Genomic DNA, 17,746 nt, shown 5'->3' with positions numbered 1-17,746 from the left:
GTGGGGATCAGGTGGTCTTGATGATGCCGCCGTCGATGACGAAGTCGGCGCCGACGATGTTGGCGGCTCTGCCGGAGGCGAGGAACGTGATCAGGGCGGCGACCTCCTCGGGTTCGGTGATGCGGCGGGAGGCGATGTCGAACTGTGCGGGCAGCGCGTCGAGGAACTGTTCCTGCGATACTCCTTGGGCGGAGGCCAGTTTGGCGCCGATGCGATGCTCGTCGCGCCAGATCCGGGTCCCGACCGGGCCGGGGGAGACCGTGTTGACCCGCACCCCTCGCGGACCGAACTCTTCGCTGAGACGCTTGCCGAACGACGCCAGGGCGGCCTTGGCCTCGCTGTAGCCGACCGGACCGGAGCCGGGGACGTGGGCGTTGATCGAGGACACGTTGACGATGACGCCCCGCCGGTCGAGGAGGCTGGGCAGGGCGGCTCGGGTGGCCCAGATCGCGCTGAAGAGGTTGAGGTCGAGGTAGTGGCGCCATTGGTCGTCGGTGCTGTGGAGGAACCCGTCCAGGTCGAGCCATTCCGGGTCGCCGCCGCCGACGTTGTTGACCAGGATGTCGATGCCGCCGAGTTCCTCGAGCGCGGTGTCGATGACCGTGACCGCACCGTCCCGGGTGCTGAGGTCGGCGGAAACCGTAGCGGCCGAGACCTTCTCGAGTTCGGGGGTGATGGTGCGGGCCGCGCCGACGACGCGGACGCCTGCCTCGGCGAAGGCTTCGGCGACGGCCAAGCCGATGCCACGGGAGGCCCCGGTGACGACCGCGGTCTTGCCGGTGAGTGCGAGATCCATGAAACTACCTTTCTTGAACTACAGGTCAAATATTCGGACAGGCGGAAGCCACTCGATGGCCGAGTGGGAGATCAGAGGACGGTCAGCGCGACATCGACGAGACGGTAGAGCTCGGGGGCGTCGTTGGTCTTGGCCATGATGCGCAAGCCGGCGCTGGTGGTGAACAGGAGGGCGGCGACCGCGCCCGGATCGACGGCGGCGTCGACATCGCCGTCGCGGCGACCTCGGTCGATCCGGGCGGCCAGTGTCGCGACGATGCGGCGCTCGATGCCACGCAGGGTCTCGGTGATCGCCGGGTCCTGGCCACCGAACTCGGCGGCGGTATTGACCGCCAGGCAGCCGCGCCGGACCGGTGTGGTGAAGTCGAGATCCACGGCGGCGCGCAGGTAGGCACGCAGACAGTCGCGGGTGGTGCCAGGGCGCGACATGTAGTCCTCGGCCATGGCGACGCCGTTGTGCCCGTAGCGTTCGAGCGCCTGATCGAACAGCGCGCGCTTGCTGCCGAAGGTGTTGTAGAGACTGCCTTTGCCGATGCCGGTGGCGTCGGCGAGTTGCGCGGGGGAGGTGTTGGCGTAGCCGTAGGACCAGAACTGGTCCATGGCGCGATCGATCACCGTGTCGGCGTCGAAGTTGCGTGGCCTGGCCATGGTGTCACCGTAGAGATTCTATACCTCTGGGTCAATAACTCGACCCGAATTCGCGATCAGTGCTGACCACGCTCGGGCAGGACGAGTTGGGCGCCGGTGACCGGGTGATCGAAGACGTCGACGGGGTGACGGTAGACCTCGGTGAGGAGTGCGGGGGTCAGGACCGTGCGCGGTGGGCCGTCTGCGGCGACCCGACCGGCATCCAGCACCGTGACCCGGTCGGCGTAAGCGGCGGCGACCCCGAGATCGTGGACGACGACCACCACGGCCGCGCCCTCGGTCGCGCGGGTCGCGGCCAAGCGCAGCACGGCCTCCTGGTGGCCGAGATCGAGAGCGGCGGTGGGCTCGTCGAGCAAGAGGGTGGCGGTGTCCTGGGCGAGAACTCGCGCCAGCGCGACCCTGGCGCGTTCGCCGCCGGACAGCGACGGGAAGATCCGCTCGGCCAGGTGGGTGACGTCGGTGGCCGCCAGCGCGGCGGCGATGAGCTCGTCGTCGTGGTCGGCGGCGGGGGTGTGCAGCCACGGTGCGCGGCCCATCGCGACGACTTCGCGTGCGGTGAACGGGAATCCGACCGCGTGCGACTGCGGCAGCACCGCGCGGCGACGAGCCATGTCGGCAGGGGTCCAGTGGGACAGCGCGTGCCCTTCGAGCCGCACGGCGCCGGAATCGGGTTCGAGTTCCCCGGCCAGCGCGGCGAGCAGGCTCGACTTGCCTGCCCCGTTCGGGCCGACCAGGGCGACGATCTCGCCCGCCGCCACCTGGAAGTCGATGTTCTCGAGTACGGTCCGGCTACCCCGCCGAACGGTCAGTCCGGCCGCGCGCAGGGTCACCGTGCCGGGTGCGGGCCGGTGCGGCACATCGGGTGTCCGGGCGAACAGGCTGCGCCAGGACCGGGCGCGGCGCGGGGGCGTCACCGGTGTGGCCACCGCCGGATCGTGGGGTCGGATGTCGGTCATCCCCAGCCTCCCGCGCGGGCCCGGGTGCGGCGCAGCAGCCAGAAGAAGAACGGGCCGCCGATGAGCGAGGTCAACATGCCCAGGGGCAGGTCGGCATTGTCGACCAGGGTGCGCGCGAGGACGTCGGCCCCGAGCAGCACCACCGCGCCGACGATCGCGCTCAGCGGCACCAGCACTCGATGGCCCGGCCCGACCAGCATCCGGACCACGTGCGGCACGATGAGCCCGACGAACAGGATGATGCCGCTGAACGCCACACCCGCGGCGGTCAGCACGGCCACCACCACGATGACCTGCCTGCGCAACCGCTCGACATCGACACCGAGGTGCCGGGCGGCGGAGTCGCCGAGGGCGAGCAGATCCAGGCGTGGCGCGATCAGGACGGCGGCGAGCACCCCTGCCGCGGTGAGTACGGCCACGATCGCCACGGCCTGCCAGGTGGCGCCGTTGAGGCTGCCCAGCTGCCAGAACACGATCTGATCGCGCGCGGCGGGAGTGGCCACGAACAGCAGCAGGGCGATCAGACCGCCCGCGAACGCGTTGATCGCGACACCGGTCAGGATCAGCGTCACCACCTCGGTCCGCCCACCCGACCGGGACAGCAGGTACACGAGCACTGTGGTGAGCAGGCCCGCGACGAACGCCGCGGCGGCCACCGACCAGGCCGCGACGAACGCGCCACCGACCACGATGACCGTGCCCGCGCCGACCGCGGCGCCCGCCGACACACCGATCACGCCGGGTTCGGCGAGCGGGTTGGCGAACACGCCCTGCAGCAACGCTCCCGCCGTCGCCAGCGCGGCGCCGACCAGGATCGCGAGGGCCACCCGGGGGAATCGCACCTCCCACAGCGTCACCTCGCCCGCCGGATGGGCGGGCAGGGGGCCGAGATCGAGCCCGATCCGGTGCGCGACGCTGCCCAGCACCTCGGCCGCGGTGGTCGGCACCTGACCCAGCACCGACGACACCAGCGCCAGCACGACCAGCGCGAGCAGCGCGACGGCGAAGACGACAGCGACCCGGGCGGTCCGGTGCCGAGGGTGCGGTAACGGGTCCGGCGTCGCGTCGTCGATCCGCGGGGCGTCCGCGGACTTCGTCAGGTCGGGGGCATCGCTCATGCCGGCTTGCCGTAGACGGCGTCGGCCAGGGCGGTGATGACGCGGCCGGTGTTGGGGCCGAAGCTGAGCACCACCGCGTCGGCCATGTCCACGACCCGATGATTGCGACCGGCGGGAGTCTGGGCGATGCCGGGCACCTTCACCAGGCCGTCGACCCCGCCGACGGACTTCAGCCCGTCCGACATCACCAGCAGCACATCGGGCGCCGCGGCGATCATCGCCTCGCTGGTGATCGCGGTGAACGGTTCGCCGACCCCGGATGCGGTGCCCGCGTCGACGGCGCCGATGGCGGTGATCAGCGAGTCCGCGCCCGAGCCGGGGCCCGCGATCATGGTGATCGCGCTGCTGCGCAAGTACAGGAAGGCGATTGTGGGCTGCGGGTCCCGCTTCGGCACGCGGGCCGTGGCGGCGGCGATCTCGTCGCGGGTGCGCCGGCCCAGCCGGGTGCCCGCCTCCGGCACACCGAGTGCGCCGGCGACGGCCTCGATCTGCGGGACGACGCCGTCCATGGTGCGCTGCGGGTCGAAGTAGACGACGGTGACGCCCGCCGCCCGCAGTTGTTCACGCACGGCGGGTGCGGCACTGGTGGTATCGGTCAGGAACACCGACGGGCGCAGCGCGAGCACCGCTTCGACGCTCAGGCTGCCGTTGCCGCCCGCCACGTTCGGCACGTTCGCGACGGCGGGGAAAGAGGCGGAGGTGCTGCGGCCGACGAGGTTCGCGCCGAGCCCGAGGGCGTACACGGTCTGGGCCAGGGTGCCGTAGCGGTCGACGGCGATGATCCGCGAGGTGTCGGTGACGGTCACCTCGGTGCCGTCGAAGGACCGTGCGGTCACGGGCAGTTGCGGAGTGGGCGCGGCACCGATCGGGACCGGGTCGAGGTCGGTCAGCTGTGCGGTCACCGGGCCGCCGGTGGTGGCAGTCGATGCGGGGTTGCTTCCCGTGCAGGCGACGGCGCCGGTCAGCACCGTCGCCGCGAGCATCGCCGTCAGCACACCACGCAGTCTCATGCAGGTAAGGCTAGCCATCATTCGGAACGGGCGCTCACATCGTCCAGGGCTGCCGCGATCGCGCGCGGCAGTTCGAGGGTCTCGGCGGCCAGCACGCCGGTGAGCTGACCGATGTCACGGGCACCGACGATCATGCTCGCGATGCCGGGCCGGTCGCGGATCCAGGCCAGCGCGACCGCCAGCGGTGAGGTGCCGAGGCCATCAGCCGCGGTGACCAACGCGTCCACCACCCGCGTCGCCCGCTCGTCGTCGAGCCTGCGTCGGATCTCGGCGGCCGTCGCCTCGTCGGCACCCCGCGAGTCGGCGGGCACGCCGTCGCGGTACTTGCCGGTGAGAATGCCTCCGGCCAGCGGCGCCGAGGCGATGATGCCGACCCCGTGGTGCCGGGCGGCCGGGATCACATCGGACTCGGTGCCCCGCGCGAGCAGCGAATACGGCGTCTGCGCCACGGTGATCGGCGCGATCGCGGCCAGACTGGCCAGCTGCCAGGCCGCGAATCCGCGCACGCCCGCGTAGCGGGTCCGGCCGGTCCTGACCGCGGTCTCCAAGGTCGCGGCGACCTCGTCGAGCGGGGTGTAGGGATCCCAGGCGGCGATGCTCCAGATATCGAGATGGTCGGTGCCGAGCTCACGCAGCGTGCGGTCGAGCTGGGCGAGCAGCGTCCGTCGCGAGGCGTCGACCACCGGGCCCGTCGCCGCGGGGGCCGGCACCGAATCGCCGACACCGGCGCCGGGCGCGTGCAGCACGACACCCGCGCTGCCGCTGAGCACCAGCTCGTCGCGGGCGACCAGATCGCCGAGCAGATCGGCCAGGATCCGCTGCGCCGCGCCGTTGCCGTAGACGGGGGAGAGATCGACGAGTGTGCCACCGGCCTCGGTGAACGCCGCCAACTGCACCGACGCCTCGTCGGCGTCGGTATGGGTCCCCCAGGTATGGGTCGCCAACCCGATTCGCGACACCCGAAGGCCGCTGCGTCCCACCGTTCGCTGTTCCATCACCGCGCCCGCGTTTTCGTCACGTCGACCAGCCTAATGGGCCGCCCTCGGCCGCCTTCGCCGACGACCCGTGGCGTCGCGCACTCTCAGCAGATCCCAAGGTGGGCGGGCGGCACCGGCGCAGCCGGGCGGGTAGGGTCGCTGCGGGATCGCGGCCCCACCCGGCCGCACATGAAGCAAAAGCCCAGGAGGACGCGGTCTTTCGGGCACGAGATAGCAGGAGGACGCGGTGGGCGAGTCGATGACCTGGATACAGGCATTGGTACTCGGGCTTGTGCAAGGACTTACCGAGTTCCTGCCGGTCTCCTCTTCGGCGCACCTGCGCATCGTCTCGGGCGTGTTCTTCGGCGACGACGCCGGCGCCTCGTTCACCGCCGTCACCCAGCTCGGTACCGAGGCCGCCGTCCTGGTGTACTTCGCCAAGGACATCTGGCGAATCATCGTCGCCTGGTTCACCACCCTCGGTATGCGGCTGCGCGAACGATCCCAGCGCGAAGTCGCGGTCGCCGACCGGGTCACCACCAAACTGCCGGTGATGGATCGCAGCGCTCGCGACGCCTACGAGCGCGACACCCAGCGCGAACTGGACTACCGCATCGGTTGGTACGTGATCATCGCCACCATCCCGATCGGCGTGCTCGGGTTCCTGTTCAAGGACGAGATCCGCACCGGCGCCCGGAACCTGTGGCTGGTGTCGTTCATGCTGGTCGCGTTCGCGCTGGTGATCGCCGCCGGTGAGCATTTCGGCAGCAAGACCCGTCCGATCGAGCAGCTGACCACCCGCGACGGCCTGATCATGGGCCTGGCGCAGTGTCTGGCGCTGGTTCCCGGCGTCTCGCGCTCCGGCGCCACCTCCACCGCGGGTCTGTTCCTCGGCCTGCAGCGCGAAGCGGCCGTCCGCTTCTCGTTCCTGCTCGCGATTCCCGCGGTCACCGCCTCGGGCCTGTTCAGCCTGCCGGACGCCTTCGAACCCGCCGGTGAAGGCCTCAACGCCAGCGGTCCGCAGCTGCTGGTCGCGACGATCATCGCCTTCGTCGTCGGCTACGCCTCGGTCGCCTGGCTGCTCAAGTTCGTCGGCAAGCATTCGTTCTACTGGTTCGTCGGTTACCGGATCATCCTCGGCCTGGTCGTGATGGGCCTGCTCGCCGCGGGCGTCGTCTCGGCGACCTGAGCCGCCGGGCACTGATGGTTAGGCTGGTCCCATGACGGTGATCCTGCTCCGGCACGGAGTGTCCACGTCGAACACCGCGCGGACCCTGGCCGGCCGCACTCCCGGTGTCGAACTCACCGACCGCGGTACCGAGCAGGCCGCCGCGGTCGCCGACCGGCTGGCGACGCTGCCGATCGAACACATCGCCAGCTCACCGTTGTTGCGTTGTCAGCGCACGGTCGCCCCGCTCGCCGAGAAACTCGGCCTCGAACCCGAGCACGACGAACGGCTCATCGAGGTCGACTACGGCGACTGGACCGGCCGCCCGCTGGCCGAACTGCTCACCGAACCGCTGTGGAAGGTCGTGCAGCGGCACGCCTCCGGTGCGGTGTTCCCCGGTGGGGAGGGCCTGGCTCAGGTCCAGCAGCGTGCGGTCGCCGCGGTCCGCGACACCGAACGCCGCTTGTCCGAGCAGGCGGGCCGTGACGTGCTGTGGGTCGCCTGCTCGCACGGCGACATCATCAAATCGATCCTGGCCGACGCACTCGGCCTGCATCTGGACAGTTTCCAGCGGATCGCGGTGGAACCCGCCTCGATCAGCGTCGTCCGGTACAGCCCGGTCGGGCCGTCGGTGTGGAAGTTCAACGACACCGGCGCCGACCTGTCCGCCCTCGCCGTCACCGCGTCGCCGACTCCCGGTGGAGAGGTGACGAATGCCGCGGGCGCGGATAATGGGAATGCGGGACACCGCGATTCTCCTTAGAGGGAGGGTGTTCGTGAGTGTCGAACAGGGTCACGTAGCAGGAGGTGCATGTGTCACGCGCAATCCATGTATTTCGCACCCCCGATCGTTTCGTCGCCGGTACCGTCGGTGAGCCGGGCGATCGTTCGTTCTACCTGCAGGCTGTGCAGGAACCGCGCGTGGTCAGCGTGCTGCTGGAGAAGCAGCAGGTGAAGGTGCTCGCCGACCGGATGGGACTGCTGCTCGACGAGGTGGCCCGTCGCTTCGGCGCCGAGGTGCCGCCGGAGGGCGAGGACGTCCGCGATGTCGCGCCGCTGGTGACCCCGATCGATACCGAGTTCCGGGTGGGCACCATGGGTCTGGGCTGGGACGCCGACGCGGGCGCCGTGGTGGTGGAACTGCTGGCGATCACCGAGACCGAGGTCGACGAATCGGTGGTGCTCGACGACACCGAGGAAGGCCCCGACGCCGTGCGGGTCTTCCTGACCCCTATCCAGGCCCGTGAATTCGCGTTGCGCTCGGCGCGGGTGATCGCGGCGGGTAGGCCGCCGTGTCCGCTGTGCGGTGAACCGCTGTCCGCGCGTGGTCACATGTGCGTGCGCACCAACGGCTACAAGCGCGGCGAGATCTTCGGCGCGGCCGAGATCGACGAGGAGTGATCCGGTGACCGCACTCACCGAAGGCGAGCTGGACATCGTCGGCCGTGTCGGCGTCGCCAGCAACCTGACGCTGGTGTGCGAGATCGCCGCGCCCGAGCCCGACGGCGCACCGCTGCGCGTGGTGTACAAGCCGGTGCGCGGGGAGCGTCCGCTGTGGGACTTCCCGGACGGCACCCTCGCCGGCCGGGAAGTCGCCTCCTACCTGATCTCCGAACAGCTGGGCTGGGGTGTCATCCCGGAGACGGTGTTGCGCGACGGGCCGTTCGGGCCCGGCATGGTGCAGCGGTGGGTGACCTCGGTCGACCACCACACCGAGACGAAGCCGCGCCTGGATCTGGTCGACCTGTGCCGACCGGGCACGGTGCCCGACGGTTTCTGCGAAGTCCTGCGCGCTCTCGACGGTGAGGGCAACGAGGTGTCACTGATTCACGCCGACGATCCACGCCTACAGCGGATGGCGGTGCTCGACCTGCTGCTCAACAACGCCGACCGCAAGGGCGGGCACGCGCTCGAAGGCGTCGACGGGCAGGTCTATGGCGTCGATCACGGCATCTGCCTGCACGCCGAGCCGAAACTACGCACGGTGCTGTGGGGCTGGGCCGGGCGCCCAGTGCACGAATCACTGATCACCGACATCACCGCGTTCGCCGCGAATCTGCCCGGCGCCGTGGCCGATTCGCTGGCCGAGCACATCACCGACGCCGAGATCACCGCGCTGACCGAACGCACGAAGGCGCTGCTCGAGGATCCGGTGATGCCGCTGCCCAACTCGTCGCGCCCGATTCCCTGGCCCGCGTTCTGATCCCAGGGTGGCCCTGTCACGGTCTGCCTGCGTCGGCGATTCCCCGCCAGACTGACCGTATGCTCCGCTACCGCCTGCTCGGCCATACCGGCCTGCGCGTCTCCGAGTTCGCTCTGGGCACCATGCGTTTCGACGACCCCGTCGAGGCCGCCAGGATCATCGACACCTATGCCGAGGTGGGCGGCAACTTCCTCGACACCGCCTCCGCCTACGGCGAGAGCGAGGCGATCCTCGGCCGGGTGCTGCGCGCGCGGGACCGCTTCGTGCTCGGCACCAAGTACACCCTCAGCCGTGACGCCACCGACCCCAACGCGGCGGGCAACCACCGCAAGAACCTGGTGCTGTCACTGGAACAGAGCCTGCGCAGGCTGCGCACCGACTACGTCGACGTGTACTGGGTGCACGTGTGGGACCGGCACACGCCGATCGAGGAGACGATGCGCGCCCTCGACGACGTGGTGCGGGCTGGAAAAGCGCTGGCCATCGGCATCTCCGACGCACCCGCCTGGGTCATCGCCCGCGCCAACACGCTCGCGCAGTCCCGCGATCGGACCCCGTTCGCCGCCGTCCAGGTGCCCTACAACCTGCTCGAACGTGGCATCGAACGGGAACTGCTGCCGATGGCCGAAGCCTTCGGGCTCACCGTCACCGCGTGGTCACCGCTGGCCGGGGGCGCTCTCTCGCCAGGGGCGGGCCGGGCCACGACGCCCTCGGAAATGGCCGCGGTCGCGGCAGTGACCCATGTGGCCTCGGGACTGGGCGTCGCGGCCGAGCAGGTGGCTTTGGCCTGGACACGGCAGCGCAGTCGCGCGGTGCTGCCGATCCTCGGGGTACGCACCGCCGAGCAACTCGCGGGCAATCTGGCGGCGGCGCGACTGCGCCTGCCCGCCGACGCGGTCCGAGTGCTCGACGACGCGGTGCCGTTCGACCGGGGCTTCCCGGCCGATTTCGTCGCCGAATGCGATGCGAGCCCGATGGTTTACGGCGCCGCGGTGGACCGCGTCGATGTCGACGATTCCGGCCCACGGATCCGCTGACGTCGGGTATCTTGAGGCTGCTTTTCCGGGTCGGGGCCGGTGCTAGTGTGCTCCAAGCACTTTCGTCATTCCACGCAAGATCAGAGGAAATCTATGTCGACCCGATCGATCGTCACCACCTCCGCCGCCGCGCTGCTGCTCACCGGCGCCGTCGCCGCCGTGGCCGCGCCCGCGCAGGCCTTCCCCAGCGGCTGGTGGGCCGAGAAGACCTACGTGTGCAAGGCTACCGACCGCAACACCGGTGCTCCGCTGCCCGACGTCACCGTGCAGGCCGCCGATCAGGTCGGTGCCTCGTTCTACGCGCTGCCGCAGTTCGGCCCGGACGTCGACGGCGCGAACGTGCAGTGCTACCTGCAGGCGTGATCGAACGATGAGTTCGGTGTCGCCGCTCCCGACGCGCGGCGACACCGGGCCGTCGCCCAGCCCCCGGCCCAGCCGGAGTGCGCGCTGAGGAGTCGCTCGATGGCCGCGGACTGCCCCAGCACCGCGTGACCCACCTCGGGCAGCGCACGCACCTCGCCCCACGCGAAGCAAGCCCGCGCCCGCTCGGCACCGCGCGCCGAATCGACGAGCACGTCGCCGACGCCCAGCGCCGGCACGTCCATCGCGCGCAGGTCCACGTCGGCGGAGAACGGTAACCGGTCGGTGCACGGCGAGAAGCGCCGGAAAGGTCGACTCCACTTCGAGGACGTCCGGGATTCAGCAGCGTCCGACGTGTGAGAATGATCGCGGAGAATCCGCATCGGCAACCATCTGCCCAGGTGGGGTGGGTCCGGGCCGGTAGGTCGCCCGCCACCGCCGTGACCAGCGGATCTGCCTGAGCACAACCCTTGACGCAACCCCCGGAACACGTTTGTGTGCAGGTAGCGGGCCGCTCCGGCGACACCGCGGGCAACCGCGTGACCGGCCCGCGGGCCGGGCGCCACAACGGGGGCTCTACCCTCGAATCATGCAGTCCTGGTCCGATATCGCCCTACCGACCGTCCCCGGAGCAGGGCCGCCGTTGCGGTTGTTCGACACCGCCGACCGCCAGGTCCGCCCGGTCACCCCCGGCGCGACCGCGAAGATGTACGTCTGCGGCATCACTCCCTACGACGCCACCCACCTCGGCCACGCCGCCACCTACCTCACGTTCGACCTGATCAACCGGCTGTGGCGCGACGCGGGCCACGACGTGCACTACGTGCAGAACGTCACCGACGTCGATGATCCGCTGTTCGAGCGCGCCGCCCGCGACGGCGTCGACTGGCGTGACCTCGGCAGCTCGGAGATCGAGCTGTTCCGCGAGGACATGACCGCCCTGCAGGTGCTGCCCCCGAAGCACTACATCGGCGCGATCGAGTCCGTCGAGGAGGTGGTGGAGCTGGTGCAGAAGCTGCTCGCCGCCGGCGCCGCCTACATCGTCGACGACGCCGAGTTCCCGGACATCTACTTCCGTACCGACGCCACCGAGCAGTTCGGCTACGAGTCCGGCTACGACCGGGCCACCATGGAGCAGCTGTTCGCCGAGCGCGGCGGTGACCCCGACCGTCCCGGCAAGCGCGACGTCATCGACGCGCTGCTGTGGCGGGCCGAGCGCCCGGGCGAACCGTCCTGGCAGGCCCCGTTCGGCGCGGGCCGCCCCGGCTGGCACATCGAATGTGCGGCGATCGCGCTCAACCGCATCGGCACCGAGTTCGACGTCCAAGGCGGCGGCTCGGACCTGATCTACCCGCACCACGAATACTCCGCCGCGCACGCCGAGGCGATCACCGGCGCGCGCCGCTTCGCCCGCCACTACGTGCACGCCGGGCTGATCGGCCTCGACGGCGAGAAGATGTCGAAGTCCAAGGGCAACCTGGTGCTGGTGTCGAAGCTGCGCCGCTCCGGCGTCGACCCGGCCGCGATCCGCCTCGGCCTGCTCGCCGGGCACTACCGCGAGGACCGGATGTGGACCGACGACGTCCTCACCGCGGCCCAGGCCCGCCTGGCCCGCTGGCGCGAAGCCGCCGCCCTGGCCACCGGCCCGTCGGCCGCCGACACCGTCGCCCGGCTGCGCCAGCACCTGGCCGACGACCTGGACACCCCGAAGGCGCTCGACGCCGTCGACAACTGGGTCGAGCAGGCACTGACCTACGGTGGGGCCGATCCGGCCGCGCCCGCGCTGGTACGTGACGCCGTGGACGCGCTGCTGGGTATCACGCTCTGACGGTCGCGGGTCACCCGGCGACATTGGTCGTCTCGTGACCCGCACCGGGTACTGTCGCCGGCAAGTGAGGCGCGGCGCGCTGTCGCGTCGTGCGCTCGACCGGCGACAGGAGCGGCGATGCCTGACACGCACCACCCCGTCACCGCCTCGGCGACCACGGTCCTGCACGTCGGCGGCCTGCATCGCGCCGGCTCCCGGCAGACCCTGGCCGCCGCGCTGCGACATCGGCCCGGAGTTCTCGCGGTCGAGGCCAACCCGCTCGCGCAGACCGCCACCGTCACCTACGACCCGGGTGTGACCTCGGTCACCGATCTGCGCACCTGGATCCGCGACTGCGGCTACCACTGCGCGGGCCGCTCGGTGCCCACCCACCTCTGCGATCCGGCGAGCGAACCCTCCGCTGTGGAGCACACCCCGGCGGCCACCACCCCACCCGACGGCCGTACCGCCGACCACGACACGGCGATGGCAGGCCACCATCACGGCGGCGACGCGGCCATGTCCATGGACGACATGGCCCGCGACATGCGCAACCGTTTCCTGGTCGCGCTGGTCTTCTCCACCCTGGTCATGCTGTGGTCGCCGATGGCCACCCACATGCTGGGTCTGCACCTGGCGGTCCCGTTCGGCCTGCGCGCCGACGTGTGGATGCTGATCCTGAGCCTGCCGGTGATCTGCTACTCGTCGACGATCTTCTTCACGGGCGCGTGGCAGGCGCTGCGGGCGCACACCCTCGACATGATGGTGTTGGTCTCGGTCGGCATCGGCACCGGCTGGCTGTATTCGCTGTACGTGACGCTCACCGGCGGCGGCGAGGTGTTCTACGAGGCCTCCACCATGCTGGCGACATTCGTGTTGCTCGGGCACTGGTTCGAGATGCGAGCGCGCGGCGGCGCCAACGACGCGGTCTCCACGCTGCTGGACCTGTCGCCGCCGAAAGCGGTGGTGCTGCGCGACGGGAGCGAGGTCGAGATCCCCACCGCCGACGTCGCTGTCGGTGACGTGCTGCTGGTGCGCCCCGGTGCGAAGATCGCCGTCGACGGCACCGTGCTCGACGGATCCAGCGAGGTCGACGAATCCATGGTCACCGGCGAGAGCCTGCCGGTGCACAAGGAACCCGGTTCGCCGGTCATCGGCGCGACCATCAACACCACCGGCAGTCTGCGGGTGCGGGCCACCAAAGTCGGCTCCGACACCGCGCTCGCCCAGATCATCGACCTAGTCCAGCAGGCGCAGAATTCGAAGGCGCCGGGTCAACGGCTCGCCGACCGGGCGGCGTTCTGGCTGACCCTGGTGGCGTTGATCGGCAGTGTGACCACGCTGGCGGTGTGGCTGCTCGCCGGTGCCTCGCTGAGCCGGGCGCTGTTGTTCGCGATCACCGTGGTCGTCGTGACCTGCCCCGACGCACTGGGCCTGGCGACACCGACGGCGATCCTGGTCGGCACCGGGCTCGGCGCGAAACGCGGTGTGCTGTTCAAGAACGCGACGGCGCTCGAGGACGCGGCCCGCATCGACGTGGTGGTGATGGACAAGACGGGCACCCTCACCAAGGGAACACCGGAGGTCACCGACGTGGTGCCCGCACCCGGCGTCGACACCGATCGGATGCTCGCGGTGGCCGCGGCGGTGGAACGCGAGTCCGAGCATCCGCTGGCCGAGGCGATCGTCGAGTACGCGAAAGACCAGGGCGCCCTGGCACTGTCGGCGACCGAGTTCCGGAATGTGCCGGGGCGCGGGGCGATCGCCACCGTCGACGGTCACCGCGTCGTCGTCGGCAATCGCGGGCTGCTCGACCGGGAACACATCGCCCTGGGCGAGCTGGCGACCCGGCGCGAGGACCTGGCGGCCTCGGGCCACACCGCCGTCCTGGTCGCCGTCGACGGCGCCGCGGTCGCGGTCATCGCCCTCGCCGACGCCCCGCGGCCCACCTCCGTCGCCGCGGTCGCCGCCCTGCACGAGCTCGGCGTGGACGTGGTCATGCTGACCGGCGACAACCAGGCGACCGCCCAGCGCATCGCCACCGACCTCGGCATCGACACCGTGATCGCCGACGTCCTGCCCGGCGACAAGGCCGACCGGATCGCCGAGCTGCAGCGGGCGGGCAAGAAGGTCGCGATGGTCGGCGACGGCGTCAACGACGCGCCCGCCCTCGCGCGGGCCGATCTGGGCATCGCCATCGGCGCGGGCACCGACGTGGCCATTCAGACCGCCGATGTCGTGCTCATGCGCTCGGACCCGTTCACCGTGTCGACCGCGCTGCGCATCGGTCGCGGCACCGTTGGCAAGGAACACCAGAATCTGGCCTGGGCGATCGGCTACAACGGCATCGCGCTGCCCATCGCCGCCGGGGTGTTCGCCCCGTGGGGCCTGACCATGCGCCCCGAGATCGCGGCCATGGCCATGTCGGGATCGAGCTTGATCGTCGCCCTCAACGCGCTGCACCTCAAACGCCTGCCGCTGCCCGACTCGCCGGACGGGCGACGCACCGCCGGGTAACCGGCCGACTGGCCGCGAACCGCGCGCCGAACATCTACATTCGAACGATGGAATCGATCGAGATCGATACTCCCACCGGCCGAATCGACGCGCTGATCGCGCGCCCGCAGGGCGAAGGCCCGTGGCCGGGCGTGGTCGTCCTCCACGACGCCCTCGGCATCAACGCCGACCTGCGCCACCAGCTCGACATCGTCGCCGACGCGGGCTACCTGGCGATCGCGCCGAATCTGTTCGCGCGCGGCCGGGTCCGCTGCATCCAGCAGGCGTTCCGCGCGGTCGCGTTCACCGGGAAGGGGCCCGCGGTGGGGGAGATCCTCGCCGCCCGCGACCGGCTCGCCGAAGACCCCGACTGCACCGGCCGGATCGCCGTGCTCGGCTTCTGCCTGGGCGGTGGTTTCGCACTGCTCACCGCGCCCCAGGGGTTCCACGCCTCGGCTCCGTTCTACGGCAGCCTCTACGGCGACTACCGGACCCTGCTCGACGGCGCGTGCCCGGTGGTTGCCAGCTACGGACGACTCGATCCGGCGCTGCCGGGTGCCGCGCACAAGCTCGAGACGGCGCTGACGGCGGGCGGAGTCGACCACGACATCAAGACCTATCCGAACGCCACCCACAGCTTCGCCAATGTCCTGCCGGGAAACGCGGTGCTCGAACGCATCGGCATCGGCTACGACGCGGCCGCCACCGACGACGCCTGGCAGCGCATCTTCGCCTTCTTCGACCGGCACCTGCGCACCGGCGCGTGAGCCGCGCACCACGGTTGCCGGGAGTGTGCGGCGTTTATACTGTGGCCAAGCGCAGCTGACCTGCCGTCGATCGGAGAGCGTCACATGGGGTACCAGCGCATCGTGGTGGGGACCAACGGCTCGGAGTCCGGACAGACGGCGGTCGTCGTCGCGGGGGAACTGGCGGTCAAGCTCGGTGTCGGGGTCACCGTCGTGAGCGTCTGGAAGGAAGCCACGCTGAAGGCGGGGACCGATGCCGCCTGGGCCGCGGAGATCACCGCGGCGGCGGCCGCCTTTCTCGTCGAGGCGGGGGTGACCGAGGTGCGCCGCAGGGAACTGCCCGGCACGGCGGGCGCGGTCCTGCTCGAGGTCGCCGCCGCCGAACCCGGCACGCTGCTGGTCGTCGGCGGTGGTGGGCTGGGCAGTTCGAAGGCGCGCCTGCTCGGGTCGACCGCCAATCACGTGTCCCACCACAGCGAATCCGATGTGGTGTTCACCCACAAGATCCCGAAGCGGTGGACCACGGTCGGGCTCACCACCGACGGGTCGGCGAGCTCGATCACCGCGGTGCGCCGTGGCTACGAGGTCGCCGTCGCGCTCGGCGCGCGCCCGTTCCTGGTGACCGCCGCCAAGACCGACGACGACGGCGCCGTCACCCTGATCGAGGTGGAGGGCCAGGTCCACGTCGAGGATCCGGAGCTGTTCGGTCGCGACGTCCTCACCGGAGTCCCCGCGGCCGAGGCGATCTGCAACGCGGCCTGGAAGTACGACCTCGTCGTGATCGGCAATCGCGGAATGAGCGGTCCCGCACGGCTGTTGGGCTCGGTCGCCAACAAGGTCACCCACGACATCGACACCAACCTGCTGCTGGTCAACACCACCCACGCCTGATTTCGAGTTTGCTCCGGTTTAGCGGGTAACCGCGAAAGCTGCCCGAAACCACCTGGTCGGTCACTTATGATGACCCGAACGCGCGAGGTTCGGAACACGACGGAGTGGACGCCGGATGAATGCTGGGATCGAAGCGGCGGGCTTCTTCGGCCTGCTCGACTGGGAGAAGACGACCGGCCTGAGCAAGTTCTGGGTCGACATGATCAGCATTCCGATCTTCAGCGCGATGGCGGGTCTGATCACCAACTGGACGGGCGTGATCATGCTGTTCGCGCCGGTGCGGTTCACCGGGTTCTATGTGCCGGGGCTGAAGACGATCTTCCCACTGCTGCCGCGCAAGGTGCAGATCCTGCCGACCTTCGCCCCCGGCGGCATCCTCGGCTTCCAGGGTTTCATCCCGGCTCGCGCCGAGAAGATGGCGAGCCTGATGGTCGACAACGCCGTCGCCAAGATCGGTACGGCCAAGGACTTCTTCGATCAGATGGATCCGCGCAAGATCTCCGCGCAGGTCGCCCAGGTGGCGCTGCCGAACGTGCGGTCGATGGTCGACTCGATCATGGACACCGAGCATCCGCAGCTGTGGGCCGACATGCCGCCGCGCGCACGCGAAGTCGTGTACTCGCGGGTGGAGGCGGAACTGCCGGCGATCACCGACCGTGCCTTCGACTTCATCGGTGCCAACATCGATCAGCTGCTCGATGTGAAGCTGATGGTCGTGGGCTATCTGCGGCGGCGCCCGGAACTGCTCAAGGACGTCATCTACGGGCTGGGCGCACCGGAGCTGCGGTTCATGACCCGCAGCGGGGTGATCGGGTTCCCGTTCGGCGTCGTCGTCGCGCTGTGGTTGTCGCTGCTGCACTACAGCACCCCACACGGTGACACCCCGGCGCTGATCTCGCTGCCCGGCTGGCTCTACGACATCCTCCATTTCCTGCCCGCGTGGGCGTGGGTGCTCCTCGGCGGCGCCGTGGTGGGCGTGCTGGTCAACATCATCGCCATCAAGGTGGTCTTCGAGCCGGCCACCCCGCAACCGCGCTACAAATATCCGTGGCGTGTCGCGAAATTCGCCAAACGCCAGCATCAGGCCGCGGCCGACCTGGGACACGCGATCGGGTATCAGATCGTCACCCTCGACGTCGTCGCCGAACAGCTCCTCGACGGGCCCAGCGGTGACAAGACCCGCGCGGTCATCGCGCACTTCCTCAAAGCCGAGATCGACCGGGTGCTCGGGCCGCTGCGCTCGGTGACCCGGCTGGCGGTGGGGCCGCGGCAGTTCGACGCCATCCAGGCCACCGCGGGCGCGAGCCTGGCGACGGAGATGAAGCCGTGGCTGGTCGACGACGTCGAGTTCTCGCAGACCACCGCCGCCAGCGTGGATCGCCTCGCCACCGAGAAACTGCGCGAACTGCCGCCGGAGGAGTTCGTCGAAATGCTCTACACCGCCATCGAACAGGACGCGTGGCTGCTCTACGCGCACGGCGGCGCGCTCGGTGTGATCGTCGGGGCCCTGCACCTACTGGTCTTCGGAGTGTGA

Annotated in this window: 18 protein-coding genes; 11 read left to right on the top strand and 7 right to left on the bottom strand. The window is 70.2% G+C overall.

Annotated features, from left to right (window positions below):
- Nucleotides 1-7 precede the first annotated feature (7 nt).
- The 6 genes from ACIO52_RS19250 to ACIO52_RS19225 all read right to left on the bottom strand — a co-directional run bounded on the left by ACIO52_RS19250 (nt 8) and on the right by ACIO52_RS19225 (nt 5,522).
- Entirely contained in the window at nt 8-796 is a 789-nt protein-coding gene (locus tag ACIO52_RS19250) for an oxidoreductase (RefSeq protein WP_316574828.1), read from the bottom strand.
- A gap of 71 nt (nt 797-867) precedes the next feature.
- Entirely contained in the window at nt 868-1,443 is a 576-nt protein-coding gene (locus ACIO52_RS19245) for a TetR/AcrR family transcriptional regulator (protein WP_218720228.1), read from the bottom strand.
- 56 nt (nt 1,444-1,499) lie between these two features.
- Nucleotides 1,500-2,399 (bottom strand): heme ABC transporter ATP-binding protein, encoded by a 900-nt coding sequence (locus ACIO52_RS19240; protein ID WP_218720227.1) that lies wholly within the window; start codon nt 2,397-2,399, stop codon nt 1,500-1,502.
- A complete protein-coding gene (locus ACIO52_RS19235) occupies nt 2,396-3,517 on the bottom strand; it encodes a FecCD family ABC transporter permease (protein ID WP_402645474.1) in 1,122 nt (373 codons plus the stop codon). The genes ACIO52_RS19240 and ACIO52_RS19235 overlap by 4 nt, the downstream gene beginning before the upstream one ends.
- Complete coding sequence (locus tag ACIO52_RS19230; RefSeq protein ID WP_402645471.1) at nt 3,514-4,527, bottom strand: hemin ABC transporter substrate-binding protein; 1,014 nt, start codon at nt 4,525-4,527, stop codon at nt 3,514-3,516. The genes ACIO52_RS19235 and ACIO52_RS19230 overlap by 4 nt, the downstream gene beginning before the upstream one ends.
- A 17-nt stretch (nt 4,528-4,544) precedes the next feature.
- Nucleotides 4,545-5,522, bottom strand: a complete 978-nt coding sequence (locus ACIO52_RS19225; protein WP_218720222.1) for an aldo/keto reductase — start codon at nt 5,520-5,522, stop codon at nt 4,545-4,547.
- Between the two features lie 229 nt (nt 5,523-5,751).
- Between ACIO52_RS19225 and ACIO52_RS19220 the strand changes: the two genes are divergently transcribed.
- The 6 genes from ACIO52_RS19220 to ACIO52_RS19195 all read left to right on the top strand — a co-directional run bounded on the left by ACIO52_RS19220 (nt 5,752) and on the right by ACIO52_RS19195 (nt 10,275).
- Nucleotides 5,752-6,693 carry an undecaprenyl-diphosphate phosphatase gene (locus ACIO52_RS19220; protein ID WP_218720221.1) on the top strand — a complete coding sequence of 314 codons (942 nt, stop codon included), beginning with the start codon at nt 5,752-5,754 and terminating at the stop codon, nt 6,691-6,693.
- 31 nt (nt 6,694-6,724) lie between these two features.
- Nucleotides 6,725-7,435 carry a histidine phosphatase family protein gene (locus tag ACIO52_RS19215; protein ID WP_402645468.1) on the top strand — a complete coding sequence of 237 codons (711 nt, stop codon included), beginning with the start codon at nt 6,725-6,727 and terminating at the stop codon, nt 7,433-7,435.
- 50 nt (nt 7,436-7,485) lie between these two features.
- Entirely contained in the window at nt 7,486-8,073 is a 588-nt protein-coding gene (locus tag ACIO52_RS19210; RefSeq protein WP_218720218.1) for a DUF3090 domain-containing protein, read from the top strand.
- Between the two features lie 4 nt (nt 8,074-8,077).
- Nucleotides 8,078-8,875 carry an SCO1664 family protein gene (locus ACIO52_RS19205; RefSeq protein WP_218720216.1) on the top strand — a complete coding sequence of 266 codons (798 nt, stop codon included), beginning with the start codon at nt 8,078-8,080 and terminating at the stop codon, nt 8,873-8,875.
- Between the two features lie 59 nt (nt 8,876-8,934).
- Nucleotides 8,935-9,912 (top strand): aldo/keto reductase, encoded by a 978-nt coding sequence (locus ACIO52_RS19200; RefSeq protein ID WP_402645464.1) that lies wholly within the window; start codon nt 8,935-8,937, stop codon nt 9,910-9,912.
- Nucleotides 9,913-10,005: 93 nt separating this feature from the next.
- Entirely contained in the window at nt 10,006-10,275 is a 270-nt protein-coding gene (locus ACIO52_RS19195; RefSeq protein WP_218720212.1) for a hypothetical protein, read from the top strand.
- Here ACIO52_RS19195 and ACIO52_RS19190 read toward each other — a convergent pair.
- On the bottom strand, nt 10,260-10,517 hold the full coding sequence (locus tag ACIO52_RS19190) for a hypothetical protein (protein ID WP_218720211.1): 258 nt from the start codon (nt 10,515-10,517) through the stop codon (nt 10,260-10,262). The two genes, ACIO52_RS19195 and ACIO52_RS19190, sit on opposite strands and share 16 nt — an antisense overlap.
- A 344-nt stretch (nt 10,518-10,861) precedes the next feature.
- Here ACIO52_RS19190 and mshC point away from each other — a divergent pair, with 344 nt between their 5' ends.
- The 5 genes from mshC to ACIO52_RS19165 all read left to right on the top strand — a co-directional run bounded on the left by mshC (nt 10,862) and on the right by ACIO52_RS19165 (nt 17,746).
- Nucleotides 10,862-12,100 carry a cysteine--1-D-myo-inosityl 2-amino-2-deoxy-alpha-D-glucopyranoside ligase gene (gene mshC / locus ACIO52_RS19185; protein WP_218720210.1) on the top strand — a complete coding sequence of 413 codons (1,239 nt, stop codon included), beginning with the start codon at nt 10,862-10,864 and terminating at the stop codon, nt 12,098-12,100.
- A 117-nt stretch (nt 12,101-12,217) separates the two neighbouring features.
- Nucleotides 12,218-14,596, top strand: coding sequence for a heavy metal translocating P-type ATPase (locus ACIO52_RS19180; RefSeq protein ID WP_402645460.1), 2,379 nt, complete (start codon nt 12,218-12,220; stop codon nt 14,594-14,596).
- A 47-nt stretch (nt 14,597-14,643) separates the two neighbouring features.
- Nucleotides 14,644-15,342: a dienelactone hydrolase family protein gene (locus tag ACIO52_RS19175; protein WP_218720208.1), complete on the top strand. Its 699-nt coding sequence runs from the start codon at nt 14,644-14,646 to the stop codon at nt 15,340-15,342.
- Between the two features lie 84 nt (nt 15,343-15,426).
- Nucleotides 15,427-16,212, top strand: coding sequence for a universal stress protein (locus ACIO52_RS19170; RefSeq protein WP_316574824.1), 786 nt, complete (start codon nt 15,427-15,429; stop codon nt 16,210-16,212).
- Between the two features lie 115 nt (nt 16,213-16,327).
- On the top strand, nt 16,328-17,746 hold the full coding sequence (locus ACIO52_RS19165; protein WP_218720206.1) for a hypothetical protein: 1,419 nt from the start codon (nt 16,328-16,330) through the stop codon (nt 17,744-17,746).

The sequence above is a fragment of the Nocardia sp. NPDC087230 genome (genome assembly GCF_044744725.1).
Taxonomy (GTDB): Bacteria; Actinomycetota; Actinomycetes; order Mycobacteriales; family Mycobacteriaceae; genus Nocardia; species Nocardia canadensis.
This window is presented reverse-complemented; position numbering and strand designations above follow the sequence as displayed.